The organism is Luteibacter sp. UNCMF331Sha3.1 (assembly GCF_900109915.1).
Taxonomy (GTDB): domain Bacteria; phylum Pseudomonadota; class Gammaproteobacteria; order Xanthomonadales; family Rhodanobacteraceae; genus Luteibacter.
On the sequence record NZ_FOBU01000001.1, the window covers coordinates 156,211 to 182,082 of the forward strand.

Annotated in this window: 22 protein-coding genes; 12 read left to right on the top strand and 10 right to left on the bottom strand. The window is 67.1% G+C overall.

From position 1 onward, the window contains the following. Window positions 1-9 precede the first annotated feature (9 nt). Both BMX32_RS00605 and BMX32_RS00610 read left to right on the top strand, forming a co-directional pair. Complete coding sequence (locus BMX32_RS00605; RefSeq protein ID WP_089973908.1) at window positions 10-2,373, top strand: GH92 family glycosyl hydrolase; 2,364 nt, start codon at window positions 10-12, stop codon at window positions 2,371-2,373. A gap of 19 nt (window positions 2,374-2,392) precedes the next feature. Next, entirely contained in the window at window positions 2,393-4,258 is a 1,866-nt protein-coding gene (locus BMX32_RS00610) for a glycoside hydrolase family 2 protein (RefSeq protein WP_211664161.1), read from the top strand. Between the two features lie 21 nt (window positions 4,259-4,279). Here the strand turns inward: BMX32_RS00610 and BMX32_RS18580 are convergent, their stop codons facing one another. Then, window positions 4,280-4,435, bottom strand: a complete 156-nt coding sequence (locus BMX32_RS18580) for a hypothetical protein (protein WP_170843526.1) — start codon at window positions 4,433-4,435, stop codon at window positions 4,280-4,282. Window positions 4,436-4,592: 157 nt separating this feature from the next. On the opposite strand from BMX32_RS18580, the gene BMX32_RS00615 reads away from it, so the two are divergent. Next, window positions 4,593-5,756, top strand: a complete 1,164-nt coding sequence (locus tag BMX32_RS00615; RefSeq protein ID WP_089973909.1) for a zinc-dependent alcohol dehydrogenase — start codon at window positions 4,593-4,595, stop codon at window positions 5,754-5,756. 21 nt (window positions 5,757-5,777) lie between these two features. Here BMX32_RS00615 and BMX32_RS00620 read toward each other — a convergent pair whose 3' ends face one another. Continuing rightward, window positions 5,778-6,584: an SDR family NAD(P)-dependent oxidoreductase gene (locus BMX32_RS00620; protein ID WP_089973910.1), complete on the bottom strand. Its 807-nt coding sequence runs from the start codon at window positions 6,582-6,584 to the stop codon at window positions 5,778-5,780. Between the two features lie 78 nt (window positions 6,585-6,662). On the opposite strand from BMX32_RS00620, the gene BMX32_RS00625 reads away from it, so the two are divergent. Beyond that, entirely contained in the window at window positions 6,663-7,244 is a 582-nt protein-coding gene (locus BMX32_RS00625; protein WP_089973911.1) for a TetR/AcrR family transcriptional regulator, read from the top strand. Window positions 7,245-7,324: 80 nt separating this feature from the next. Then, window positions 7,325-9,046 (top strand): MOSC and FAD-binding oxidoreductase domain-containing protein, encoded by a 1,722-nt coding sequence (locus tag BMX32_RS00630; RefSeq protein WP_089973912.1) that lies wholly within the window; start codon window positions 7,325-7,327, stop codon window positions 9,044-9,046. A 19-nt stretch (window positions 9,047-9,065) separates the two neighbouring features. On the opposite strand, the gene BMX32_RS00635 is transcribed toward BMX32_RS00630, so the two are convergent. The 3 genes from BMX32_RS00635 to BMX32_RS00645 all read right to left on the bottom strand — a co-directional run bounded on the left by BMX32_RS00635 (window position 9,066) and on the right by BMX32_RS00645 (window position 10,534). Continuing rightward, window positions 9,066-9,449 (bottom strand): YidH family protein, encoded by a 384-nt coding sequence (locus tag BMX32_RS00635; RefSeq protein ID WP_089973913.1) that lies wholly within the window; start codon window positions 9,447-9,449, stop codon window positions 9,066-9,068. 174 nt (window positions 9,450-9,623) lie between these two features. Next, window positions 9,624-10,154 carry an SRPBCC family protein gene (locus tag BMX32_RS00640; RefSeq protein ID WP_089973914.1) on the bottom strand — a complete coding sequence of 177 codons (531 nt, stop codon included), beginning with the start codon at window positions 10,152-10,154 and terminating at the stop codon, window positions 9,624-9,626. Then, the gene (locus BMX32_RS00645; protein WP_244511354.1) at window positions 10,151-10,534 is read right to left on the bottom strand and encodes an ArsR/SmtB family transcription factor; all 384 of its coding nucleotides are present in this window, start codon (window positions 10,532-10,534) and stop codon (window positions 10,151-10,153) included. The genes BMX32_RS00640 and BMX32_RS00645 overlap by 4 nt, the downstream gene beginning before the upstream one ends. 83 nt (window positions 10,535-10,617) lie before the next feature. Between BMX32_RS00645 and BMX32_RS00650 the strand changes: the two genes are divergently transcribed. After that, window positions 10,618-13,245, top strand: a complete 2,628-nt coding sequence (locus BMX32_RS00650) for an excinuclease ABC subunit UvrA (RefSeq protein WP_211664162.1) — start codon at window positions 10,618-10,620, stop codon at window positions 13,243-13,245. A 41-nt stretch (window positions 13,246-13,286) separates the two neighbouring features. Here the strand turns inward: BMX32_RS00650 and BMX32_RS00655 are convergent, their stop codons facing one another. From BMX32_RS00655 to BMX32_RS00665, 3 genes are all read right to left on the bottom strand, one after another. After that, a complete protein-coding gene (locus BMX32_RS00655) occupies window positions 13,287-14,297 on the bottom strand; it encodes an NAD-dependent epimerase (RefSeq protein WP_089973916.1) in 1,011 nt (336 codons plus the stop codon). A gap of 10 nt (window positions 14,298-14,307) precedes the next feature. After that, on the bottom strand, window positions 14,308-15,585 hold the full coding sequence (tviB, locus tag BMX32_RS00660; protein ID WP_089973917.1) for a Vi polysaccharide biosynthesis UDP-N-acetylglucosamine C-6 dehydrogenase TviB: 1,278 nt from the start codon (window positions 15,583-15,585) through the stop codon (window positions 14,308-14,310). Window positions 15,586-15,699: 114 nt separating this feature from the next. Then, window positions 15,700-16,116, bottom strand: coding sequence for a hypothetical protein (locus BMX32_RS00665; RefSeq protein ID WP_089973918.1), 417 nt, complete (start codon window positions 16,114-16,116; stop codon window positions 15,700-15,702). Between the two features lie 190 nt (window positions 16,117-16,306). Here BMX32_RS00665 and BMX32_RS00670 point away from each other — a divergent pair, with 190 nt between their 5' ends. The 5 genes from BMX32_RS00670 (at window position 16,307) to mfd (ending at window position 22,848) form a co-directional block, all read left to right on the top strand. Next, a complete protein-coding gene (locus BMX32_RS00670) occupies window positions 16,307-16,840 on the top strand; it encodes a DUF6630 family protein (protein WP_089973919.1) in 534 nt (177 codons plus the stop codon). Between the two features lie 53 nt (window positions 16,841-16,893). Then, window positions 16,894-17,796, top strand: a complete 903-nt coding sequence (gene rlmJ, locus BMX32_RS00675; RefSeq protein WP_089973920.1) for a 23S rRNA (adenine(2030)-N(6))-methyltransferase RlmJ — start codon at window positions 16,894-16,896, stop codon at window positions 17,794-17,796. Window positions 17,797-17,824: 28 nt separating this feature from the next. Continuing rightward, window positions 17,825-18,331 carry a Slp family lipoprotein gene (locus tag BMX32_RS00680; protein WP_089973921.1) on the top strand — a complete coding sequence of 169 codons (507 nt, stop codon included), beginning with the start codon at window positions 17,825-17,827 and terminating at the stop codon, window positions 18,329-18,331. A gap of 63 nt (window positions 18,332-18,394) precedes the next feature. Next, window positions 18,395-19,303 carry a cation diffusion facilitator family transporter gene (locus BMX32_RS00685; RefSeq protein WP_089973922.1) on the top strand — a complete coding sequence of 303 codons (909 nt, stop codon included), beginning with the start codon at window positions 18,395-18,397 and terminating at the stop codon, window positions 19,301-19,303. 95 nt (window positions 19,304-19,398) lie between these two features. After that, entirely contained in the window at window positions 19,399-22,848 is a 3,450-nt protein-coding gene (mfd, locus tag BMX32_RS00690) for a transcription-repair coupling factor (protein WP_089973923.1), read from the top strand. Between the two features lie 52 nt (window positions 22,849-22,900). On the opposite strand, the gene egtD is transcribed toward mfd, so the two are convergent. Both egtD and egtB read right to left on the bottom strand, forming a co-directional pair. After that, entirely contained in the window at window positions 22,901-23,884 is a 984-nt protein-coding gene (gene egtD / locus BMX32_RS00695) for an L-histidine N(alpha)-methyltransferase (RefSeq protein ID WP_089973924.1), read from the bottom strand. Next, entirely contained in the window at window positions 23,881-25,149 is a 1,269-nt protein-coding gene (gene egtB / locus BMX32_RS00700) for an ergothioneine biosynthesis protein EgtB (RefSeq protein WP_089973925.1), read from the bottom strand. The genes egtD and egtB overlap by 4 nt, the downstream gene beginning before the upstream one ends. 181 nt (window positions 25,150-25,330) lie before the next feature. Here egtB and BMX32_RS00705 point away from each other — a divergent pair, with 181 nt between their 5' ends. Continuing rightward, a complete protein-coding gene (locus BMX32_RS00705; RefSeq protein ID WP_089973926.1) occupies window positions 25,331-25,771 on the top strand; it encodes a DUF6491 family protein in 441 nt (146 codons plus the stop codon). Window positions 25,772-25,872: the final 101 nt, after the last annotated feature.

Below are 25,872 nucleotides of genomic sequence, written 5' to 3' on the forward strand. Positions count from 1 at the left end.
GGAAACTCCATGACATCATTCGCGCGTCTTCCCCACCGCGCGCCGATCGCCCTCGCCTGCGCCCTGCTGGCGGTGGGTACGATCGGCACCGGTTACGCGGCCACAGAGAAACCGAAGTCGTCGGCCAGCGTCGACATCGCCAGCCCGCTCGTCGGCACCGCGCCGCTCGATCGCCAGGAACTGATCGGCAACTCGCCGCCCCCGGGCGAACCGCTCTACACCGGCATGACCACGCCCGGCGCGAGCCTTCCCGAGAGCGCCACCGAGGCCGCTCCCGTCAACATCAACGCGGACCTCGGCTTTGCCACGGGTGTCCCCGTCGCCTACGACTATCGCCGCCCGGCGATGATCGGATTCACCGGTGGTGGCTCCACGTATGGCGCGCGCGGCGCGCCGATGGTGATGCCCGTCGTCGGCGACTGGACCGTGCCGCCGGACTACGCCACTTCCTATTACGACAAGGCGACCGAAAAGGCGTCGCCCGGTTACTACGCCGTCGATCTCGCCACGTTCCACACCAGGGTGGAGCTCACCGCGACGCAGTGGACGAGCCTGATGCGCTTCACGTTCCCCGAGAGCCACCGCTCCAACGTGGTGGTGAACCTCCGGCGCGCCGGGGGCGACGTGGAAGTGGTCGGTGACCGCGTCATCCGCGGCGTCGCGACCGCCGGTCGCCGCGACCGCGACGCCGACGGCCCCTATTTCGTCGCCGAGTTCTCGAAGCCGTTCACGATTTTCGGTACGTTCCACGCCGAGATCACGGACAAGGGCGAAGGCCTCGGTCGCGAAGACGTCGAAGCCGGACGCCGCAAGATCGCCGGCGACTACGCCGGGGCGTACGTCACCTTCGACACGAAGCAAGGCGACCAGGTCACGGTGCGCATCGCGCACGGCCACAGCGCCGAGGAAGCCGAACAGCGCCTGCATGCGCAGGACAGCGACACGGATTTCGATCGCGTGCATGCGAAGGCGCGTGCGACCTGGGCCGACCTCTTCGACCGCGTTCAGGTCACCGGCGGCACGCCGAAGCAGCGCATGCTGTTCTATTCCACGATGTACCACTCGTTCGCGAGCCCGCGCATGATCGCACGCAAGGGTGAGCACTACATCGACGCGCAGGGCAAGGATCAGATCGCCGATTACGACCATTACGGACCGGTGCCCTTCTGGGACACGGGCCGCAACCAGATCGCGCTGCTGATGCTGATGCAGCCGAAGGTCGTGCAGGACGTCATGCGTTCCGAGCTCGATCGCGCCCGCGAGCGCGGCTACATGAACACGTCGTTCCACGGCGACCATGCCGTGTTCCTGTACGACGGCGCCTGGCAGCGCGGCATCGACTTCGATTACGCCGCCGCGTACGAGTATCTGCGCAAGAACGCCACCGACCCGAAGGGCCCGCGTGGTTACCTCGCCGAGTACGACAAGCAGGGCTGGATCTCGGACATCGTGCCCGACGGCAATCCCAGCCCGCCCTATGCCGGCGGCAAGGCCGGCGTGGCCAAGACGCTCGAGTATTCGTGGGACGATCACGCCCTCGCCGACTTCGCGCGGCGCCTCGGCAAGACCGAGGACGCGGCGATGTTCGAAAAGCGCGCATCGAATTTCCGCAACGTGTTCGATCCGTCGGTCGGGTTCTTCCGCGGCCGCACGGCCGACGGCAAGTGGATCTCACCCTTCGATCCGGGCGAGCCGTACTACAACTTCATGATGAAGGAAGGCTCGGGCTGGTCGACGCTGTGGCTCGTGCCGCAGGACGTGCAGGGCCTGATCGACCTGCTGGGCGGTCGCGACGCGTTCAACGCCAAGCTCGACGCGTTCTTCTCCACGCCGTACACCGCCAAGGGCATCTGCCGCGACTGCACGGGCCTGATCGGCCAGTACGTGCACGGCAACCAGCCCGACCAGCAGGCCGCGTACCTCTACGCGTGGAGCGGACAGCCCTGGAAAACGCAGGCGCTCGTCCGGCGCATCCTGGCCGACATGTACGGCAGCGATGCCACCGGTTATGGCTATCCGGGCATGGACGACCAGGGATCCACTTCGTCGTGGTACGTGCTCAGCGCGATGGGTTTCTACCCCGTCGATCCGGCGACGCCCGATTACATCATCGGCAGCCCGATCTTCGACGACGTGCGCCTGCGCCTCGGTAACGGCAAGACGCTGGAAATCGTCGCGCGGAACAACTCGGCGAAGAACATGTACATCCAGTCGGCGAAGCTCAACGGCAAGCCGTGGACGAAACCGTGGTTCAGCCACGCCGACATCGCGAACGGCGCCACGCTGGAACTCGTCATGGGCCCCACGCCGAGCAAGACCTGGGGCACCGACCCGAACGATGCGCCGCCGTCCATGTCGGCGGCCAGGCAGTGAATCGATAAGGACGTAACGGATGAAGAACACGATGAAACGGAAAGGCGTGAGCACGTGCGTCGGTCTCGCGCTGGCGATGGGCCTGACCTCGATGGCGATGGCGGCCGACAAGCCGGCGGTGTGGAACGGCATGACGCCACCGCTCGCCACGCCGTGGACGGCCGAGGTCTCCCCGGACAACGCCCTGCCCGAATACCCGCGGCCACAACTGGCCCGTCCGTCGCTCGAGCACCCGCAGTGGCTCAACCTCAACGGCCTGTGGGAATTCTCGGCGACGACGAGCGACGCGAAGCCGGTCTTCGGCCAGGCGCTGAAGGACAAGGTACTGGTGCCTTATCCCATCGAGTCGGTGCTTTCGGGCGTGCAGAAGCACGCGGACTTCATGGTCTACCGGAAGATGGTCGACGTGCCCGCCGCTTTTACGGCGAACGGCCAGCACGTGCAGCTGAACTTCGGTGCGGTGGCGCAGGAAGCCACCGTCTACGTCAACGGCAAGCAGGTCGCCAAGCACAAGGGTGGCTACACGTCGTTCAGCGCGGACATCACGTCCGCCCTGCGACCGGGCGGCCCGCAGGAAATCGTCGTCGCGGTGCATGCGCCCGTCGACAGCGAGAACGTGATGGTCGGCAAGCAGCGCCTGAAGCCCGAAGGCATCTTCTACACGGCGGCCTCGGGCATCTGGCAGACGGTGTGGATCGAGCCCGTCGCGGCCACGCGTCTCGCGCAGCTGACGTTCACGCCGGCGACCGGCCTCGACGCGTTCACGGTGACCCCGCGCGTGCAGGGCGACGCGGCGAAGGCCATGCTGCACGTCACGGCCTTCGCCGACGGCAAGCCCGTCGGCGAGGCGAATGGCCCGGCCGGCAAACCGCTGAAGCTCGCGATCGACAAGCCGCACCTGTGGACGCCGGACGACCCGTTTCTCTATACCTTCAAGGCCACGCTCTCGAACGGCAGCCAGCACGACGAGGTCACCAGCTACGCCGGCATGCGCACGATCGCGATCCAGAAGGTGGGAGGCCGCAACCGCATCGTGCTCAACGGCAAGCCGACGTTCCTGCTCGCGACACTCGATCAGGGCTACTGGCCCGACGGCCTGCACACGGCGCCCACCGACGCGGCGCTGAAGTTCGACGTGCAGAAGACGAAGGACTTCGGCTTCAACACCATCCGCAAGCACATCAAGGTGGAGCCGGCGCGCTGGTACTACTGGACCGACCGCCTCGGCCTGATGGTCTGGCAGGACATGCCCTCCCTTCCCAACGGCCACAACGAGAAGCTCACGGATGCGGACAAGGCCGGCTTCCGTGCCGACGTGACGTCGATCGTGGAGCAGCTGAAGGGTGAGACGTCGATCGTGGGCTGGATCCCATTCAACGAAGGCTGGGGCCAGTGGAGCATCCCCGCCGCGGCCGAACTGGCGGCGCAGATCAAGAAGCTGGATCCCTCGCGCATCGTCAATGCACGCAGCGGCCTGAACTGCTGCGACACGAAGGGCGACCCGAAGGCGGGCGACGTCTACGATGTCCACGACTACCAGGGCCCCGGCCTGCCGAAGCCCGATGCCACCCGTGCCTCGATGGATGGCGAGCATGGCGGACTGACGCTGGGCGTGCCCGGCCACCTCTGGCCCAACACGGCCATCAATCCCTATGGCGAAGTGAAGGACAGCCAGGCACTGACCGATGGCTATGTCGCCAACACCGCCGTGTTGCGCGACAAGGGCATGGTCGTCGGGATGTCCGGTAGCGTGTACACGCAGATCACGGACGTCGAGGGCGAGCACAACGGCCTGTACACCTACGACCGCAAGGTCGAGAAGCTGGACGAGGCCAAGGTGCGCGCGATCAACGAAGCGGTGATCCAGGCCGGCGCCAGGCCGTAAGCATCGTATCGAAGCGGGACGTCAGCGCACGCCCTCGTCCCGCTTCGATGCCTTGTCCATCTTTTCCTCGCCCTCCTTGATGGCCTTGTCGCGCTTGTCCTGCTGCGGCTTGTCCTGATTCGCGACGTCGTTGTCGTTGCGGTCGCCCGATTGGGGTTTGTGGGTCTGGTCGGCCATGTGAGTGTTCTCCGCGTGGTGTTCGATGGCAGCATCGCCCGGCCGGCGTGTGCGCGGTCGTAAACGACCGTGAAGGGCGGCGCACGAAATCGGGGTCCTGTCCCCACCCCCTCTTCAGATCGCCGGGGCCACGATGTGGCTTTCCCCGGAGACGACGATGAAGGCACTCACCTATCACGGTTCCAAGGACGTTCGCGTCGAGACCATGCCCGATCCGACGATCCTGGCCGGCGACGACGTACTGCTTCGCGTGACGGCCACCGCGATCTGCGGCTCCGACCTTCACCTCTACCACGGCAAGATCCCCGAAACGAAACACGGCGACATCTTCGGCCACGAGTTCATGGGCATCGTCGAAGAAGCCGGCCCCGACGTGACGAACGTCCGTGTCGGCGATCGCGTCGTGATTCCCTTTGTCATCGCATGCGGCAAGTGTTTCTTCTGCGAGAACGATCTCTTCGCGGCGTGCGAAACCACCAATCCGGATCAGGGTGCCAGCTTGCGCAAGCGCGCGAAGATGACGCCGCCGGCCGCGCTGTTCGGCTATTCGCACCTCTACGGCGGCGTACCCGGCGGTCAGGCGGAGTTCGTGCGCGTACCGAAGGCGAACGTGGGTCCCTTCAAGGTGCCGGGCAGTCTCGCGGACGAGCGCGTGCTGTTCCTGTCCGACATTCTTCCCACCGGCTACCAGGCGGTGCTCAACGCGAAGATCGGACGGGGCTCCAGCGTGGCGATCTTCGGTGCCGGACCCGTCGGCCTCATGGCCGCCGCCTGTGCCCGCATGCTCGGCGCCGAGCGCATCTTCATGGTCGACTCCGAGCCGTATCGTCTGGACTTCGCCGTCACCGCGTTCGACGTGATCCCCGTCGACTTCGGTCACGTCGATCCGTCGGAATTCATCCTCGAACAGACGGCCGGTCGCGGCGTCGACGCGTCGATCGACGCCGTCGGTTTCGAGGCAAAGGGCAGCACGACCGAAACCGTGCTGAGCACGCTGAAGCTCGAAACGAGCTCCGGCGAAGTCGTCCGTCAGTGCATCAGCGCGACGCGGCGCGGCGGTGTCGTGAGCATTCCGGGCGTGTACGCGGGTTTCATCCACGCCTTCCTGATCGGCGACGCCTTCGACAAGGGCCTGACCCTGGCGATGGGGCAGACGCACGTCCAGAAATTCCTGCCCGAGCTGCTGGAGTTCATCGAAGAAGGCAAGCTGCAGCCCGACATCATCATCTCGCACCGCATGAAGCTCGCCGATGCGGCACGCGGCTACGAGATCTTCGACAAGAAGGAAGAAGACTGCCGGAAGGTGGTGCTGACTCCGTGAGCGTAAGGCGACGCGCGCCGATCAGAGTGTCGGCGTCGCGCCGCCATCGACACGGAATATCGTTCCCGTCATGAAGTCGTTCAGCGGGCTGGCGAGCATGCAGGTCACGAACGCGATGTCGTCGGGCATGCCCGTCCGGTGCACGGTCTGTTTCACGACGTTGCGAAGGATGTGCGCCCTGCCGACATTCGGATCCTCGCTCCCGAGCTGCCGTGCCGTCATCGCGAACCATTCGTCGAGCTGCGGTGTGTAGATCAGTCCCGGCATGATCGCATTGGCCGTGACGCCGCTGCCCTCCAGCGATTTCGAGAGGCTTAGCGTCAGGTTGTTCAGCGCGGCCTTCGCGGCGCCGTAGGCGGCGAACTGATGGTGGGGCGAAATGGCGTTGCGCGACGAGATCTGGATGACGCGCCCCCAACTTTTATCGCGCATCGCCGGCACGAATGCCTTGATCAACCGCACGGCCGCCAGCGTGTTGGAACCATAGTTATCGGCCCACTCGTCGAGCGAAGCACCAAACCAGTCGGGATGCGACACGTCGCTGGATCCGCCGACGTTGTTCACCAGGATGTCGATCGTGCCGAAGGCCGCGCGTGCTTCGTGGACCATCGCTTCCGCTTGGCCGGGCACGGCCAGGTCGCCGAGGCACAACGCCGCCGTCCCGCCCGCACCTTCGATCGCTGCGACCACCGCTTCGGCGCGTTGCCGATGACGACCGTGTACGACGACGGCGACACCCTCCCGGGCGAGTGCCAGCGCGATGGCTGCACCGATGCCGGAGCTGCTGCCCGTGACGAGTGCGGTCTTACCTGCGAGTTTCAGATCCATACGGGAGCCCGGTCGATATGTATACACTAGTATACTTACCGAGCGACCTATGTCTACAGCTGTTTACTTGAGGAAGCCATGACGAACGACGCACCCGTTAGACGCCGCGACGCCGCCGCGACGCGCGCCGCCATCCTGATGTCGGCGCGACGGGCTTTCGCCGCCCGCGGGTACGACGGTGCCGGGGTGCGCGACATCGCCGAACAGGCCGGCGTGACGGCGATGCTCGTCAATCGCTACTTCGGGTCGAAGGAAGCCCTCTTCACCGAGGCGGTGGCGGTGACGTTCGCCGACCCGCAGATCCTCCGCGACGATGTCCTCGCGTCGCCGACGCGGGCTCACGACCTGGCAGAGGTGCTTATCGCCGAAACCACCGGCGACGGGTTGCGCCTCGAAGGATTCCTCATCCTGCTCAGGTCGTCCGGCAATCCGCGCGCCGTCGCGATCTGTCGCGAGCAGATCGAGCGACATCAGCAGCGACGGCTGGCGAGCACCGTCGACGCCACCGATGCGGCGGAGCGCGCGGCGGTCGCGCTGTCGCTCATCGCCGGCTTCCAGTTCATGCGTCAGATGGTCGGCCTCGGCGCGCTCGACGCGTCGTCTCCGGATCGCCTCGCCGCCGTGCTGACGCCGGCGCTAGCGGCCCTGCTCGACGCGTGACCGCGGCGCACGCGGTGGGTTTTCACTAGCCCGCCGCCCCCGATCCGGCCTACCCTGCGACGTCGGCAATGGGGTGAATCATGGCGATTCTCGTCTCCGTCAACGTAGGTGGCGTGCGCGATCTCGACTGGGGCGGACGGCGCGTGCCGAGCGGTATCGACAAACGCCCGGTGGACGGTCCCGTCGCCGTCGGTGCGATCAACCTGGCGGGCGACGATCAGGCCGATCGCATGGGTCATGGCGGGGAGCATCGCGCGGTGCTGGTCTACCAGATGGCGTCGTACCGACACTGGGCCGCGTTCCTGCAACGGGACGATCTCGAGCCCGGCGGGTTCGGGGAAAACCTGACCGTCGACGGCTTATCCGACGAAGAGGTCGCGATCGGCGATCGTTTCGCGATCGGCAGCGCCGTGTTCGAGGTGACCCAGCCGCGTGTCACCTGCTACAAGCTCGGCGCGCGGCTCAAACGGCACGACATGCCTGCCCTGCTCGTCGCCCATCGCCGACCGGGTTTCTACATGCGTGTGATCCGGCAGGGCACGATATGCGCGGGAGACACGATCGCACGCGTCGCCACGGCCGCGACGCGTATGAGTGTCGCCGACATCGACACCCTGCTCTACCGCGAACCGCGCCCGCGCGACCTGCTCGAACGCGCCATCGCGATACCGGCACTGAGCGAAGGCTGGCGGGGCTCGTTTCGCGGTTACCTGAACACGCCCGCCGTCGAGGTGTCCACACCCGCGTGGCCGGGGTTTCGCGGCCTTCGGCTGCTGTCGCGCACGCCAACGGGTTCCGACATCTGCGCGTTCGTGCTCGGCGCGCCCGACGGCACGCCGTTGCCGCGCGAGCTGCCCGGCCAGCACGTGGCGGTTCGCCTGCGCCACGCCACGACCGGCCAGGTGTCGGTTCGCATGTATTCGCTGTGCGGCGGTCCACCGGGCACGTATCGCATCGGCGTGAAGCGCATCGAGGGTGGCGTCAGCGCATGGCTGCACGATCACCTCGCGGTGGGCGATTCGCTCGACACGAGTGCGCCACGCGGCACGTTCCTGCTCGAGTCCGACGACCGCCCGGTGGTCCTCGTGGCGGCCGGCGTGGGTGTCACGCCAATGCTGTCCATGCTTCGCGCGGTCTGCGGCGACGCGACGCGGCGCGCCCCGGTCTGGTGGATTCAGGCCGTTCGCGACGGCGCCCACCTGCCCTTCAACGACGAAGTGGAGACGCTGCTCGCCTCGGCGCCACGGGCGCGCCGGCTTCGTTTCTTCAGCGCGCCGTCGGAAGCGGACGTGCCCGGCGTCGCCTTCGAACACGCCGGTCGCCTGACGCTCGACGTCCTCACGAGGGAGGGCGTGCCCCTCGACGCGGCGTTCTACGTCTGCGGGCCCGATGCCATGATGACCGCCATGGGCACGGCGCTCCGGAACGCGGGCGCGTCGCCCGCCGCGATCCATCAGGAGACGTTCGGGTCGCTCGACGCGTTCGCGCCCGGCCTCGATGCCCGCACGTCACGCCCTCCCCACGCGCCCGAAGGCGAGCAAGGCGGCGGACCTTCGGTGACGTTCGCCCGCAGCCGCCTCACGGTGCCATGGCAGGATCGGTTCGCCTCGCTGCTGGAACTGGCGGAAGCCTGCGACGTCCCGGTGCGCTGGTCGTGCCGCACGGGCGTCTGCCACAACTGCCAGACGCCCATGCTCGATGGCGACGTGACGTACGCACCGGAACCGCTGGCCCCGCCCGATCCGGGACAGGTGCTGCTGTGCTGCGCGCGGCCGAAAGCGGCCATCGAGCTCGACCTCTGACCCGACGCCTCTCGCGCGTTCAGCTCAGCACGATGAGCTGCTGGGCCACGTAACCCACGAGAAAGATCGCGACGATGACCACGAGCGTCGCCAGCACGCGTTCCGGCCCCGCACCCGAATATTCGTGCAGTTCTTCTTCGGCGATGAGCTGGCGATTGCGGCGGTAACGATGCGTGGCGAGCAACGTCATCAACGCACCGACGAGGATCAGCCCCAGCCCGACGATCTCGGACATACGGACGTGCAACGTCGGCACGGCGTGCGCGTCGCTCCGCGCCGCGAACGCGATGAACAGGTCGAAACGCTCGATCAGGAAGCCGAAGGCCATCACGGCGATCGCGGTACGCACCCACGCGAGGTACGTGCGCTCGTTGGCCGAGTGGTCGGTGAATCGTGGGATCACGAGGCGTTCTCCGCTGTGCCGTGCAGGTTCGGAGAAAGAAGAAACGCATGCGCCCTCGCCGGCTGGCTTGGCGATTCCTGTCCGCCCGTGTGGGAGCGGCCTCGGCCGCGATTGGGTGCTCGCGGCAAGCCCTCAATCGGAGCTCGCCGCGAAGGCCAACGCACGCCCCTGTCCTCACGGAAGCCGCGTGTCGTACTCTTCTTTCAGCGCCAGCCAGCCATCCCAGAACGGCTCGGGTTCGGTGCCCGACAGGCGGGCCGCGAGTACGGCGAGGTGCATGTGCCATCCGGCGCTGACATAGAGGCGCGTGGTGCGTTCGGCGACGCGACGATGGATCAGGGTCAGCAGCACCTGATCGCCCCTGGCTTCGAGTTCGAACGACACGCCGCCGGTGTTGCCCCATGTGTAGGCCAGTCGACGCGGCGGGTCCAGCTCCGTGATGACGGATGTCATGCGATGGTCGTCTTCGAAGCCTTCGGGCCGCTTGCCGGGTGGCGTCGTCAGTTCGTCGTTGCGCCAGACGAGTTCGAACTCGCTGCCGACGGCCATCGTCATGTCGCCTGCCGCCAACCACTGCCGACGAAGATCGCTCTGGGTCAGATAGGCCCAGACACGCTCGATCGGCCCCGGAAGCACCCGCTGGATGCGCAGGGTCGTCGGTTCGATCAGTGTGCCGTAGGTATCGCTGGTATCCGAAACGCTCATGACTCGCTCCCTCGGGGTGATCTCGTCTTGGTCTTGCCCGCATCGGTTGCGCGAAGCAGCCGGTCGAGCACGTCGAGCCGGCCGGTCCAGAAGCGCTCGTAGAACGCCAGCCACTCCTGCACGCTGGCGAGCGGCCCCGGATCGAGCCGGCATACATGGACGCGCCCGCGGACTTCCCGCTGGATGAGGCCCGCCTGCTCCAGCACCTTGATGTGCTTGGAGGCCGCCGCGAGCGACATCTCGAACGGGTCCGCGAGCTCGCCGACGGTTCGATCACCGTCGGCCAGGGCGCGGAGCATCCGCCGCCGTGTGCGGTCGCTCAGGGCGTGGAAGACCGGATCGAGCTGGGGTGCGTCTGATTCAACCATGTGGTTGAACATACGCCTCTGGGAGACTAATAGTCAACCATCTGGTTGAATATATCGAAACGCGACGCATGCAGCCGCCCGGCGATAATCGCCCGATGAGCAAACGATCGGAACGAGCGGCTGCACCTCAGGGATTCGTCCGCGTGCGTGGCGCGCGCGAACACAACCTCAAGGACATCGATGTCGACATCCCGCGCGACGCGCTGGTCGTATTCTCCGGCGTATCCGGCTCCGGCAAATCGTCGCTCGCGTTCGGCACGCTGTACGCCGAGGCGCAGCGGCGCTATTTCGAATCGGTGGCGCCTTACGCGCGGCGCCTGATCGATCAGGTGGGCGTGCCGGACGTCGACGATATCGAGGGCCTGCCGCCGGCCGTGGCGCTCCAGCAGCAGCGCGGCACGCCGGGCACGCGATCGTCGGTGGGCAGCGTCACCACGCTGTCGAGCCTCGTGCGCATGCTCTATTCGCGCGCGGGGACGTATCCGCCGAACCAGCCGATGCTCTTCGCCGAAGACTTCTCGCCCAACACGCCGCAGGGTGCGTGTCCGCACTGCCATGGCCTGGGCAAGGTCTACGAGGTCACGGAAAAGACCATGGTGCCGGACCCGTCGCTGACGATCCGCGAGCGTGCCATCGCGTCCTGGCCGCCCGCATGGCATGGACAGAACCTGCGCGACATCCTGGTCACGCTCGGGTACGACGTGGACATCCCGTGGCGCGACCTGCCGAAGAAGCAGCGCGACTGGATCCTCTTCACCGAGGAGCAACCGGTCGTACCGGTCTATGCGGGTTTCACGCCGGCCGAGACGCGCGCCGCGCTGAAGCGCAAGACCGAACCGAGCTACATGGGCACCTACATGGGCGCGCGGCGCTACGTGCTGCACACGTTCGCCACGACGCAGAGCCCGTTGATGAAAAAGCGCGTGTCACGCTACATGATCGGCAGCGTGTGCCCCGTCTGCGACGGCAAGCGCCTGAAGAAGGAGGCCCTCTCGGTCACGTTCGCCGGCGTGGATATCGGCACGCTCGCCGCGATGTCGTTCGACGACCTGGCCGAGACATTGCGACCGGCCGCCGAAGGGCGCTTCGATACGGCGGCCACCGGCAAGGCGCGGAGCCGCGCCGCGGGCAAGGCGGCGACGGCACGGCGCATCGCCGCTGGCGGCGCATCGCACGAAGGATCCTCCGACGTGCGCCGCACACCGAACCTGTCGGAAGAGAAACGCATCGCGGCACAACGTATCGCGCAGGACCTCATGTCGCGCATCGCCACCCTGCAGGCGCTGGGCCTCGGTTATCTGTCGATGGACCGCGGCAGCCCGACGCTGTCGCCCGGCGAACTGCAGCGCCTGCGACTCGCGACGCAGATCCGTTCGAACCTGTTCGGCGTGGTCTACGTGCTCGACGAACCGTCCGCCGGCCTGCACCCCGCCGATGGCGAGGCGCTGCTCGCCGCGCTGGAACAACTGAAGCGATCCGGCAACACCATCTTCGTCGTCGAGCACGACCTCGACGTGATGCGTCGCGCGGACTGGCTGGTCGATGTCGGCCCGGATGCCGGCGAGCGCGGCGGCCGCATCCTCTACAGCGGGCCGCCCGACGGCCTCGCCACCGTGCGCGGCTCCCACACGGCGCGTTATCTCTTCGCGGACCACGCGACGGCGACGCGCGACCCGCGCACGCCGAAAGGCTGGCTCGAACTCCGCGGCATCACGCGGAACAACCTCTCGAACCTCGACGTCGCCTTTCCGCTGGGAACCTTCACGGCCGTCACCGGGATTTCGGGCTCGGGCAAATCGAGCCTCGTCAGCCAGGCGCTCGTCGAATTGCTCGGCGACCATCTCGGCCACGAACTGCCGCCGGCCGAGGACGATGGCGGCGACACGGAGCCGACCATCGTGACCCGCAGTGGCGGCCGGATCCACGCCGGCGCCGAATCGATCACGCGCCTCGTGCAGGTGGACCAGCGACCTATCGGGCGCACGCCGCGCTCCAACCTCGCGACGTACACCGGCCTGTTCGACCACGTGCGCAAGCTCTTTGCCGGCACCCGGGCCGCGAAGGCGAAACGCTACGACGCGGGGCGCTTTTCGTTCAACGTCGCGAAGGGACGCTGCGACACCTGCGAAGGCGAAGGCTTCGTGAGCGTGGAGCTGCTCTTCATGCCGAGCGTCTACGCTCCCTGCCCCACCTGCCACGGCGCGCGTTACAACGAGCAGACGCTGAAGATCGAATGGAACGGCAGGAACATCGCCGACGTGCTGCGCCTCAATGTCGAAGAGGCGTGCGACTTCTTCGCGGGCGAGCCGGCCGTCCTGAAACCGCTGCTCCTGCTGCGCGACATCGGCCTCGGTTACCTGCGCCTCGGCCAACCCGCCACGGAGCTATCGGGCGGCGAGGCCCAGCGCATCAAGCTCGCGACCGAACTCCAGCGCACGCAGCGCGGCAGCAACTTCTACGTGCTGGACGAACCGACCACGGGCCTGCATCCGGCGGACGTCGACCGGCTCGTCGCGCAGCTGCAGGGGCTGGTGGACGCCGGTAACACCGTCGTCGTGGTGGAGCACGAGATGCGCGTGGTCGCGGTCAGCGACTGGGTGATCGATGTGGGGCCGGGTGCGGGGAGCGCGGGTGGGCGTATCGTGGCGCAGGGAACGCCTGCAGACGTTGCGCGCGTCGCCGAGAGCCGCACGGCGCCCTATCTGCGCCGTCTCGCCGGTTGATCGGTGGCAGCCAGCCTGCTGGCTCCCACCACCGCCGTCGCTCAGACGCGGTAGTACTCGCGATACCAGCGGACGAAGCGATCGACGCCCTCCTCCACCGACACCTGCGGCGCGTAGTCGATCGCGCGTTGCAGTTCGCTCACGTCGGCCGCCGTATCGGGCACGTCGCCCGGTTGCAACGGCAGCAGGTCCATCACCGCTTCGCGGCCGAGGCATTGCTCGAGGCGGCGGATGTAGTCGAGCAGTTCCACCGGTTGCGCGTTGCCGATGTTGAACAGGCGGAACGGCGCCACGCCGCTCGATGACGGATCGGGGTCGGCGCTGTTCCAGTCGGTGTCGACGGTCGGCGGGCGGTCGAGGCAACGGATCACGCCTTCGACGATGTCGTCGACGTAGGTGAAGCTGCGCCGGTGCCTGCCGTGGTTGAACACGGGAATGGGGTCGCCCTGCAGGATCGCCTTCGTGAAGAGGAACAGCGCCATGTCGGGGCGCCCCCAGGGGCCGTACACCGTGAAGAAACGCAGACCGGTGCAGGGAACGCCGTACAGGTGCGCGTAGCTATGCGCCATCTGCTCGTTCGCTTTCTTCGTCGCGGCATACAGCGTGAGCGGATGCTCGGCGGAATCGTGTTCGGAGAACGGCATGGTGCGGTTGGCACCGTAGACCGAACTGGTCGAGGCGAACACCAGGTGTTCGACGCCGAGCGAGCGGCAGCCCTCCAGCACATGGAGGAACCCCGTGACGTTGCTCGACACGTAGACGTGCGGATTCTGCGCCGCGTAACGCACGCCCGCCTGCGCGGCGAGATGCACCACGCGCTGCGGCCGGTGCGTCGCGAACAGCGCCTCCATCGCGTCGCGATCGGCGAGATCGGCGTGCACGTGGGTGTAGCGCGGATCGTCGCGAAAACGGTCGAGGCGTGCCTGCTTCAGCGTCACGTCGTAGTAGTCGTTGAGGTTGTCGAGACCGACGACCTCGTCGCCGCGCGCCAGCAGCCTCATGGCCACGTGCGAGCCGATGAACCCCGCCGTGCCGGTCACCAGTACCTTCATCGCCGCACCCCTAGAGTCGTCCGTCCACCGCGTCGCGCGGCAGTACGTATTTCACGTCGTAGATCACGGCGCCCGGCTTGCCGAATGCGCGGATGCCGTCGGCACCGAGCGCGTGGAATTCGCGATGGCCCACCGCGATGACGATCGCGTCGTAGCCGGCGACATCGGGCTCCGCCACCGGACGCAGGCCATATTCATGCTCCGCCTCGGCGGCATCCACCCACGGGTCGTGGACGTCGATGGTGGCGTTGTACGTCTTCAGCGAGGCGATGATGTCGACCACGCGCGTGTTGCGCAGGTCGGGGCAGTTTTCCTTGAACGCCAGGCCGAGCACGAGCACGCGCGCGCCCACGGGGTTCAGGCCCTTGCAGACCATGAGGCGGATCAGCTCGCCGGCGATGTACGGCCCCATGCCGTCGTTGGTGCGACGCCCGGCGAGGATCACGTCGGGATGGTGACCGACTTCCTGCGCCTTGTGCGTGAGGTAATACGGGTCGACGCCGATGCAGTGGCCGCCGACCAGGCCCGGACGGAACGGCAGGAAGTTCCACTTCGTGCCCGCGGCTTCCAGCACTTCGAGGGTGTCGATACCGAGCTTGTTGAAGAGGATGGCCAGGTCGTTCACGAGTGCGATGTTGAGGTCGCGCTGGGTGTTCTCGATGACCTTGGCGGCCTCCGCGACCTTGATGCGGCTGGCCTTGTACGTACCCGCGTCGATGATGCTCGCGTAGAGGGCATCGACGAAGTCGGCGGCAGCCGGCGTCGAACCGGACGTGACCTTGCGGATCGTGGTGACACGGTGCTGGCGGTCGCCCGGGTTGATGCGCTCGGGGCTGTAGCCCACGAAGAAATCGCGGTTGAACGCAAGACCCGAGACACGCTCGAGGATCGGCACGCAGACTTCTTCGGTGCAGCCGGGGTAGACGGTCGACTCGTACACCACCACGTCGCCGGGCTTCAGCACCGCACCAAGCGTCTCGCTCGCTCGGGTCAGCGGGGTCAGGTCCGGCCGCTTCGCGCTGTCGATCGGCGTGGGCACGGTGACGACGAAGACGTTGCAGGCGCGCAACGCGTCGAGCTCGCTGCCGAAGGTCAGCCGCGTAGCCGCCCGCAGGGCCTCGGTTTCCACCTCCAGCGTGCGGTCGGCCCCGGCGCGCAGCTCGTCGACGCGCGACGCGTCGATGTCGAAGCCCAGGGTCGGGTAGCGCTTGCCGAACTCGACGGCGAGAGGCAGGCCGACGTAGCCCAGCCCGATGACGCCGATCTTTACCTTGTCCAGCTGCTGCATCGCCGCTTCCGTTGGAAGTACGGCACGACCGGGGCTGGCCCGGCATGGCCGTGGAGCCCGGAAGCCTAGCGGATCGCCCACGCGGCGCGCCAGCGCCGCGCCGGGGGATGCCCCTTAACCGCCTTCGGCGGTCGGCAGCTCGCTGACGTCGCGCACGCTGTAGACGTCGATGCCATAGGGCGCCTTGTCGTCGCCGGTGGCCTTGAAGCGCCCGAAGACGGTCGCGTCGGCCCGTACGCCCTTCGCGCCGACGGTGCGGCGGAACGACGAGACGTCGCGCTTGCGGCTGGACGCGTCGTCCATGCTCAGGCTGAGCGAGGCGGCGCACTGCGCGTCGGAAAGCATGGTGACCTTGCCGTCGGTGCTGGCGACCCCCCTCACCGTGACCGTCGTGCCCACATAGCGCTGGGCCGTGCCGACCACGCTGCAGATCGAGTCCGGTGCCGGCTCGTCGCCGCGTGCCGAGGCGCCGGCGGATGCCAGCACGAGGATGGCGACCCCCGTCGCCCGTACGAAAGTAACCGCGTTCATAGGTAATCCCCCTTGATGCCGGCCCATGGACGGGCCGAGCCGATTGGACGGCTAAACCAAGGACACCGCGTTTTCGGCAACCGGTCAATAAGAAAAATGGGTAGGAAGGGCGCCACGGCGCGTTCCGTGGCCGGTTCGGGCCGGAGATGCGCGATAATCCCGGCATTCCCCTGCCCGACGGACCCGCCCCATGGCTTCCTACGAAGACGACGATTTCGACGATCGTTTCGACCACGACGACGAGGACGGCGAGGCCTCCGTCGAAAACCAGGTCTACGCCCTGCTCCAGCTGATCAACCCCGGCGACGAGGAGAGCGCCCTGCAGCAGTTCAACGACTGGCGCGAGCGAACCGAGGACGAGGGCGACGACGACCCGGTCCGCATCGTCGGTCAAGTGATCGACTGGAAGGCCGGTTTCGAGGTCGACATGGACGACACCCGCGCGCTGGTCGAGGCCATCAACGAACTGATCGGCCGGTGGAACCTCTCGATCGACTGGGACGGCGACCCGGACGACGACGAGTTCCATGAGGACACGGACGGCCCCGCGCTGTTCGGCCGGGCCTTCGACCAGCTGAGGGAGCACGGATACACCCTGTGGTCCCGCGAGGCGGACGACGAGGTCTACGCCGGCTGGATCACCGCGTCGCGCGACGACGAGACGATGCGCGAACTGGCGACGTCGCTAGGGATCAACCTACGGCTCGGTAGTCAGGTGGGCTGAGGCAAACCACATCGCCGGCAGCGGGCCCGGGTCAGACCCCCTATAATCCCGGGATGAATTATCGCCACGCGTACCATGCCGGCAACTTCGCCGATGTCCTCAAGCACATGGTGCTGGTGGCCCTGATCGATGCCCTGGAGCAGAAGGCCTCGCCCTTCTGCTACATCGACACCCATGCCGGCCGGGGTCGCTACGACCTGCGCGGCACCGAAGCCCGCAAGACGGGCGAGGCCGATGACGGCTTCGGTGTGCTGAAGACCGCCTCCGGCCTGCCGCCGCTCCTCTGGAAGTGGCTCGAGATCGTCCGCGCCAGCAACGAGGGCGACGACTCCCTGCGCTTCTACCCCGGGTCGCCCTGGATCGCCGCGCACATGATGCGTGCCACCGACAGCGCCCAGCTGTGCGAGCTCCGCGTGGACGACGCCGGCGCGCTGCGCCAGCTCTTTCACCACGACGCCCGCGTGCACGTCCACCAGCGCGACGGCTACGAAGCGCTGAACGCGATGATTCCGCCGAAGGAAAAGCGCGGCCTCGTACTCATCGACCCGCCCTTCGAAGCGCAGGACGGCGAGTTCCGGCAGATCGAGAAGTCCCTGAAGGCGGCGCTGGCGAAGTGGCCCGGTGGCATCTTCGCCGTGTGGTACCCGATCAAGATGCGCAGCCATGTCCAGCCCTTCCATCGCTGGCTGACGAAGTGCGGTGCGAAGCGCGTGCTCGCGGTCGAACTGCTGCTGCATCCGGACGACTCCCCGCTGCGCCTCAACGGCACGGGGATGGTCATCGTGAACGCGCCGTGGAAACTCGATGAAACCCTTCGCGACTCGCTGAGGCTCCTGCCGAAGCTGCTGGGCACGCCGGGTCAGTCCGAATACCGGCTGACATGGCTGGTCGACGAAAACAAAGATGACGTTCCCGCGAACGCGCCGCACGCGCCCCATTCAGTACGGAGGCGCTAAAGTCACTCCACTCGCCAGGAGCCGACCCATGCGCCCGTCCATCGCCCGTCTCGCCGTCCCTGCCGCCGTCCTCGCCGCCGCACTTGCCGGCTGCGCGCCCGCTCCCATCTACAAGCCCACGCCGAATAACGCGGCGGTACCGCCCGCGCAGGTATCGCGCGAGCCGGAACGCTACGGCGCGGCCGACGTGATCTGGGGCGGACGCATCGTCAACGTGCGCAACTTCGCCGACCACAGCGAAATCGAAGTGCTCGCCTATCCGCTCGACGGGTCGCAGCGCCCGCAATCGAACGACACCGGCAACGGGCGTTTCATCGCCGCGATGCCGGGATACGTCGAGAGCCTCGACTACCCGGCCGGCGGGCTGGTCACCATCGCAGGCCGCCTCAACGGCACCCGCACCGGCAACGTCGGGCAGGCCCAGTACACCTTCCCGCTCGTATCGGTGAACCAGTCGCACGTCTGGACGGCCAAGGAGATGTCGGGCGGCCACCCGAACGTCAGCTTCGGCGTCGGTGTGGGCGTCATACGGTAAGATCCTGCGAATCGGCCCGCGCACGGACACGTCGTGGGCCTTCCTTCGAACGCAGGGAATTCCATGTCCGGACACGCCGACTCGAAACGCGCGATCTTCCTCGCGCTCGGGGCCAATTTCGCCATCTTCGTCGCCAAGCTCGTGGCGGCCGTCTTCACGGGCTCGGGCGCCATGCTCGCCGAAGCCGTGCACTCGCTGGCCGACTGCGGCAACCAGGGCCTGCTGCTCCTCGGCATGCGCCAGGCGAAACGTCCGCCGTCGCCCGACTATCCGCTGGGCTGGGGTCGCGCGCTGTATTTCTGGTCATTCCTCGTCGCCATCCTGCTCTTCACCGTAGGCGGCATGTTTTCCGTGTACGAGGGCATCCACAAGCTCACCCACCCCGAGCCGCTCCGCTATGCGTGGCTGGCCGTGGGCGTGCTGGCGTTCTCGATCGTCACCGAAGGCATCTCCATGCACGGCTGCATGCAGGAGGTAAACAAGGCGCGTGAGGGTCGCGGCCTGTGGCAGTGGTTCCGCGAGACCCGCGCGAGCGAACTGCTCGTGATCTTCGGCGAAGACCTCGCGGCGCTGATCGGTCTTTGCCTCGCGCTGATCGCCGTGCTGCTGACCATGCTCACCGGCAACCTGCTCTTCGACGCCCTCGGCACCATCGCCATTGGCGTGCTGCTGATCGTCGTCGCCGTGGCGGTGGCCCGCGAGGTGAAGGCCCTGCTCATCGGACAGGGCGTCGAGCCCCGCCAGCGGGCGGCCATGCTCGCGTTCCTCGAAGCACGCCCGGAAGTCGACACCGTCTACAACGTGCTGACCCTGCAAATGGGCACGGACGTCATGGTGGCCGTGAAGGCGAAGATGGCCCCGACGCCCACCGCGCGCGCCATGGTCGAGGCGATCAACGTCGTCGAGGCCGACTTCAAGGCGAAGTTCCGGGACGTCCGCTGGAGCTTCTTCGAGCCGGATTACACCGACTGACGTTTGCGGGACCGCTCCCAAGGGGCTTCGATTCGGGCTCTTCACTTCCGGGTAGTACAATCGACGGCTTGTCCGCAAGGCCGACGTCCGATTCCATGCCCGTAGCGCTTCCCCGCCCCCCGCTCCCCGTCAACGCGAAGACCCGCCGTTACTGGGCCGTGCCGCATGGTTCGTCCTGGGCCCTGGAGATCGCCGAGGCCGCCCGTACCCACGACGGCCTGCTGGTCGTCGTGGTCCGCGACACGCGCAGCGCCGACAACCTCGAAAGCGAGCTGGCCGTGTTCGCCGGCGAGCTTCCGGTGCTGCATTTCCCGGACTGGGAAACCCTGCCCTACGACGTCTTCAGCCCGCATCCCGAAGTCGTCTCGCAGCGCATCGCCACTCTCTATCGCCTGCCGTCCACGAAGCGTGGCGTGCTGGTGGTGCCCGTCGCCACGCTGATGCAGCGGATCTCTCCGCGCACGCACATCACGGGTTCGGGCCTGGTGCTGCGCAAGGGTCAGAAACTGGATCTCGCCTCCGAGCAGCGCCGGCTCGAAGCCGCCGGGTATCGCAATGTGCCGCAGGTCGCCGAACCGGGCGACTTCGCCGTGCGCGGCGCGCTGATCGACATCTACGCCATGGGCGCCAGCGAGCCCTATCGCGTGGAGCTGTTCGACGACGAGGTGGAATCGATCCGCACGTTCGACACCGAGACGCAGCGGTCGCAGCACCAGGTCGAAAGCGTCGACCTGCTGCCCGCGCGCGAATTTCCGCTGACGGACGACGCCGCGAAGACCTTCCGCGCGAACCTGCGCGAACGGTTCCCGATCGACATCCGCCGTTGCCCGCTCTATCAGGACATGAAGGAAGGCACGACGCCGGGCGGCATCGAGTACTACCTGCCGCTGTTCTTTCCGGTCACGGAGACGCTTTTCGACTACATCGCCGGCGACGCGTTGTTCGTCCTCGGCGAGGGCACGCTCGAATCGTCCGAACAGTTCTGGACCCAGACGGCCGAGCGCTACGACCAGCGTGCGCACGACATCGAGCGCCCGGTGCTGCCGCCCGCGGAGATATACCTCCCGCCGGAACAGCTCCGCGAGCGCCTCAACAGGCAGGTGCGCGTCGACGTCGTGCCGGCCGGCCACGAACACGCCGTGGACCTCGGCACGCTGCCCGCCCCGGAGGTGCCGCTCAACCGCAAGGGCGAGGAGCCCGGCACCGGACTGCGCCACTTCCTCGCCAGCTATCCCGGTCGCGTGCTGATCGCCGCGGATTCCGCCGGCCGTCGCGAAGCGCTCATCGAGCAGCTCGCCGGCGCCGGCCTGAAGCCGGTCAGCGTCGAGGGCTGGAACGATTTCCTCGCGCGGAGCGAGCCGCTCTCGATCACGGCCGCGTCGCTCGAACAGGGATTCGCGCTGAAGGCGCCCGCCCTGACGGTGCTGACCGAGCGCGAGCTCTTCGGCGAGCGCGTGCGCACCGATCGCAAGCGCCGCGCCGGCGCGGCGCGCGATCCCGAAAGCATCATCAAGGACCTGACGGAGCTGTCCATCGGCTCGCCCATCGTCCACATCGACCACGGTGTGGGCAGGTATCAGGGCCTTGTGTCGCTCGACGTCGGCGACATGCCCGGCGAGTTCCTCACCATCGAATACGCCAAGGGCGACAAGCTCTACGTCCCCGTCGCGCAGCTCGGCCTCGTCAGCCGCTACACCGGCACCGCGCCGGAGCTCGCACCGCTGCATTCGCTGGGTGGCGACGCCTGGGAGCGCGCGCGCAAGAAGGCGGCCGAGAAGGTGCGCGATGTCGCGGCCGAACTGCTCGCGATCTACGCGCAGCGCGAGGCGCGCCAGGGCGAGTCGCTGCCCGTCGACCGGCAGATGATCGAAGAATTCGCGGCGACGTTCCCCTTCGAGGAAACGCCCGACCAGCAGGCCGCCATCGATGCCGTCATCGTCGACCTGGCGGCGCCGCGCGCCATGGACCGCGTGGTCTGCGGCGACGTCGGCTTCGGCAAGACCGAAGTGGCGTTGCGCGCGGCCTTCGCGGCCGCGACCGCCGGCAAGCAGGTGGCCGTGCTCGTGCCCACCACCTTGCTGGCCCAGCAGCACTACCGCAACTTCGCCGACCGCTTCGCCGACTGGCCGGTGCGCGTCGACGTGCTTTCGCGCTTCAAGTCGAAGAAGGAAGTCGACGCGGCACTCGAGCGTCTCGCCGATGGTCAGGTCGACGTGATGGTCGGCACGCACAAGCTGCTGCAGCCGGACATCCGGTTCAAGAACCTGGGCCTCGTGATCGTCGACGAAGAGCAACGCTTCGGCGTGCGGCAGAAGGAGCAGCTGAAGAAACTGCGCGCGGAAGTCGACCTGCTGACGCTCACGGCCACCCCGATTCCCCGCACGCTGAACATGGCGATGAGCGGCCTGCGCGATCTCTCGATCATCGCGACGCCGCCCGCGCACCGGACCGCGGTACGCACGCTGATCTCGACCTACCAGCCCGCGTTGATCCGCGAGGCCCTCCAGCGCGAGCTCGCGCGTGGCGGCCAGGTGTACTTCCTGCACAACGAGGTCGAGTCCATCGAGCGCACGGCGCGCGAGCTCGGCGAACTGGTGCCGGAGGCGCGCATCCGCGTCGCGCACGGACAGATGCCGGAACGCGAGCTGGAACAGGTGATGGCGGACTTCCATCGCCAGCGCTTCAATGTGCTGGTGTCGACCACGATCATCGAATCGGGCATCGACATCCCCACCGCGAACACCATCGTCGTCAATCGCGCCGACCGTTTCGGCCTCGCGCAGCTGCACCAGCTACGCGGTCGCGTGGGGCGTTCGCACCACCGCGCCTACGCGTACCTGATCGTCCCCGATCGCAAGGCGATGACCGCCGACGCCGAAAAGCGTCTCGAAGCACTGGCCTCGCTCGAAGAGCTGGGCGCCGGCTTCACGCTGGCCACGCACGATCTCGAGATTCGCGGCGCCGGCGAGATGTTGGGCGAGGAGCAGTCGGGACAGATCCAGGAGATCGGTTTCGGCCTCTACACCGAACTGCTCGATCGTGCCGTGCGCGCGCTGAAGTCGGGCAAGGTGCCCGATTTCGATCTGACGTCGGAGCACGAGACGGAAGTCGAGCTGCACCTTCCCGCGTTGATTCCGGAGGACTACCTCCCCGACGTGCATACCCGCCTGACGCTCTACAAGCGGATCGCCAGCGCCCGCGACGAGCATGGCCTGCGCGAGCTGCAGGTGGAGATGATCGACCGCTTCGGTCTGCTGCCGGACCAGACCAAGTGCCTGTTCGCCGTGGCCCAGCTCAAGCTGATGGCCACACCGCTCGGCATCCGCAAGCTCGATTTCGGCGCTAACGGCGGGCGCGTCACCTTCCGCGAGAAGCCGGACATCGATCCGATGGCGCTGATCAGGCTCATCCAGCAGCAACCGCGCATCTTCAAGATGGACGGTCAGGACAAGCTGCGCGTGATCCTTGAACTGCCGGGATCCGTCGAGCGTATCCGCACGGCGCAGGACCTGCTGGTGTCGCTGGGAGCGCCCCGACCGGGCTGATCGATCCCTGATGATGCAGGAGCCGCCAAGGCGGCTCCTGCAAGAGCGACCCTCAGACCACCGGACTCGACCGCACCAGGTACTGCACGCTGAAACGGCGGTCCTCGTCCATCCAGACCTTTTCCACGGACAGCCCGGCCTTGTTCGCCATCTGCGCGAAATCGTCGAGCGAGTACTTGCAGCTGTATTCCACCTGCATCGCCTCGTCTTCGCGGAACGCGAAGGTCTCGTCGCGCACGTGCACGTCCTGCCGCTTCGTGCTCACGAGCGAGGTTTCGATGCGGCCGGCCAGCGCGTTGTAACGCGCGCGGTGACGGAACGCGTCGATGTCGAAGTCGGTACCGATCTCACGATTCAGCCGTACGAGCATGTTCAGCGTGAAGTCCCGCGTGACACCCGCGGCATCGTTGTACGCCGCCTCGATCTGCGCCGGATCCTTCTTGAGGTCGACGCCGATCACGACGCCGCCGCCCTCGCTCATTTCCGCGCGCATCTGCCGGAGGATGCGGATGGCGTCCTTCGCTTCGAAGTTACCGATCGTCGAGCCAGGGAAGTAGATGACGGTGCGACGCGGAGACCGCGCCGCGACCGGCAGGCGCAACGGCTGGGTAAAGTCGGCGCACACCGGCTGCATCGGCACGTCGGGGAAGCGCGTCGCGAGGTCCGCCACGCTCTCCATCAGGGCGCTGCGCGAAATCTCCACGGGCACGTACGCCACCGGTGTCTCGAGGTGCTCAAGCAACATGCGCGTCTTGATGCCGCTGCCGCTGCCATATTCCACGAGACGGACGTCGGGACCGAGCGTCTCGGCGATGTCGCCCGCGTGATCGCGCATGATCGCGATCTCCGTTCGCGTCAGGTAGTACTCGGGCTGTTCGCAGATGGCTTCGAACAGCGCCGAACCGCGCTCGTCGTAGAAGAGTCGCGACGGCAGTTTCTTCTGTGGCGCGGAGAGCCCACGACGCACGGTCTCGAGGGTGTCCTCGACATCCGGATGACGGTCGTCGACGCGGATATCTTTCGGTTGAGCGCTCATCGATCGGTTCCCAGTCGTATCCCCGTGAACTGCCAGCGGGCATGGGGAGGAAAGAAGTTTCGGTACGTCGCGCGAACGTGATCGGCAGGGGTAGCGCAGGAGCCGCCGCGCAACACCCACTGCCCGTTCATGAATTTTCCGTTGTACTCGCCCAGCGCACCGTCGAGCGGGCGAAAGCCCGGATAACTGACATAAGGGCTCATCGTCCATTCCCAAACGTCGCCGTACATCTGGCCCAGCGACGTTTCGAACGTCGATGCGCGCGGGTGGAACAGGCCGGCGTCCTGCAGGTTGCCCTGCACCGGAATGTCCGCAGCCAGCGTTTCCCATTCGGTTTCGGCCGGCAGTCGCGCACCGGCCCAGCGCGCGAACGCGTCGGCTTCGAAATAGCTGACGTGGCACACGGGCGCGTGCGGATCGATCTCGCGGCGGCCGTGCAGCGTGAATTCGGTCTCGAGTGCGTCGTCCCAATACAGCGGACGCGCCCACCCCTCCGCCTGCACGACGGCCCAGCCGTCCGACAGCCAGAGCATCGGATCGCGATAGCCACCGTCCTGGATGAACGCGAGGAACTCGGCGTTCGTCACCGGCCGGTTCGCCAGCGAGCCCGCCTGCCGGTACGTGCGGTGGCGCGGACCTTCGTTGTCGAAATGGAATCCGTCGCCCGCATGACCCACCTCGACGACGCCCTCGTCGAACGGAAGGTACGTCAGCGCCGGTGCCGCCATCGACAGCGCGCGTGGCGCGTTCGGAGCGAAGGCGGGTTCGAGCGGGTTCTGCGCGAACGCGTGCTTGATGTCGGTGAGCAACAGCTCCTGATGCTGCTGCTCGTGCTGACAACCCAGCTCGATCAGCGTCGCCAGCATGGAGTCGTCGTCGCGCGCGATGCGCGCGGCAACGGCGTCGTCGACGCGTGCGCGGTAATCCCACACTTCATCGAGCGCCGGCCTTGTCAGCATCCCGCGATGCGGCCGCGCGTGCATCGGCCCGACGGACTGGTAATAGGAATTGAAAAGGAAGTGCCACTCCGGATTCGACGAACGATAACCGGCATCCCGTTCGAGGATGAATTTCTCGAAGAACCACGTCGTATGGGCGAGGTGCCACTTCGTGGGGCTGGCGTCCGGCATGGACTGCACCACGGTATCTTCGGGCCGCAGCCGCGCGCACAGGGCCGCGGTACGCTGCCGTACGCGGGAGTAACGCTGAAGGAGATCCGTGCTTGCCGATGAGGTCGGTGGGGTGCCAAGCGGGCGGACGGTCATGACGCGGTTCCGGACCCACCGGGACGCGGTGGTCATTCGCAAACGATGCCGGAGCAAACGTTCAACCGACGTGAGCGGAGCCGTCCGGCACCTTAACGACCAGTGCACCCAGCCCCCATGGATACTCGATTCCGGGCCGGATCCGGCTTAACGTCGTGATACTCAACCGGAGGTCCCAGGCATGAACATGCGAACCCTTCTCACCGCTTCGCTGCTAGGCGGTTGCGCTCTCCTCACCGCCTGCGCCCCCGGTCCGACCCGCAAGGAGCTGCCCTACGGCGACTGCCTGCGCACCAGCGAGATCAATCGCTGGGGCGTGGTCGACGGCAGCACGTTCGTCGCCGCCAACGGGCCGAACTATTTCCGCATCAAGACCACCGTCGATTGCCCACGCGCCGATCTCGGCGGCGGCATCCGTTTCCGCCTGTCGAACAGCGACCGCGCCGTCACCGGACCGGACATGAGGATGTGCGGCGGCCTCAACGAACAGATCGTCCGGCGCGACGACCCGCCGTGCCAGATCCTGTCGATCGAGAAGATCGACAAGAGCGCGTTCGACAAGCTGCTGGATGCGTCGTCGTCGAAGGGCTCGGGGGCGGGGCCGACTGGGTCGGTTCCTTGATGGGGTGACGGCTCGGCTTCGCCGTCGCGTTTGGCTTGCGCGTGCCGCGAAGAGCCGTCGGCCCTCACCCTCGCCGCTCCGAGCTCCGGCGTCGCTTGGGT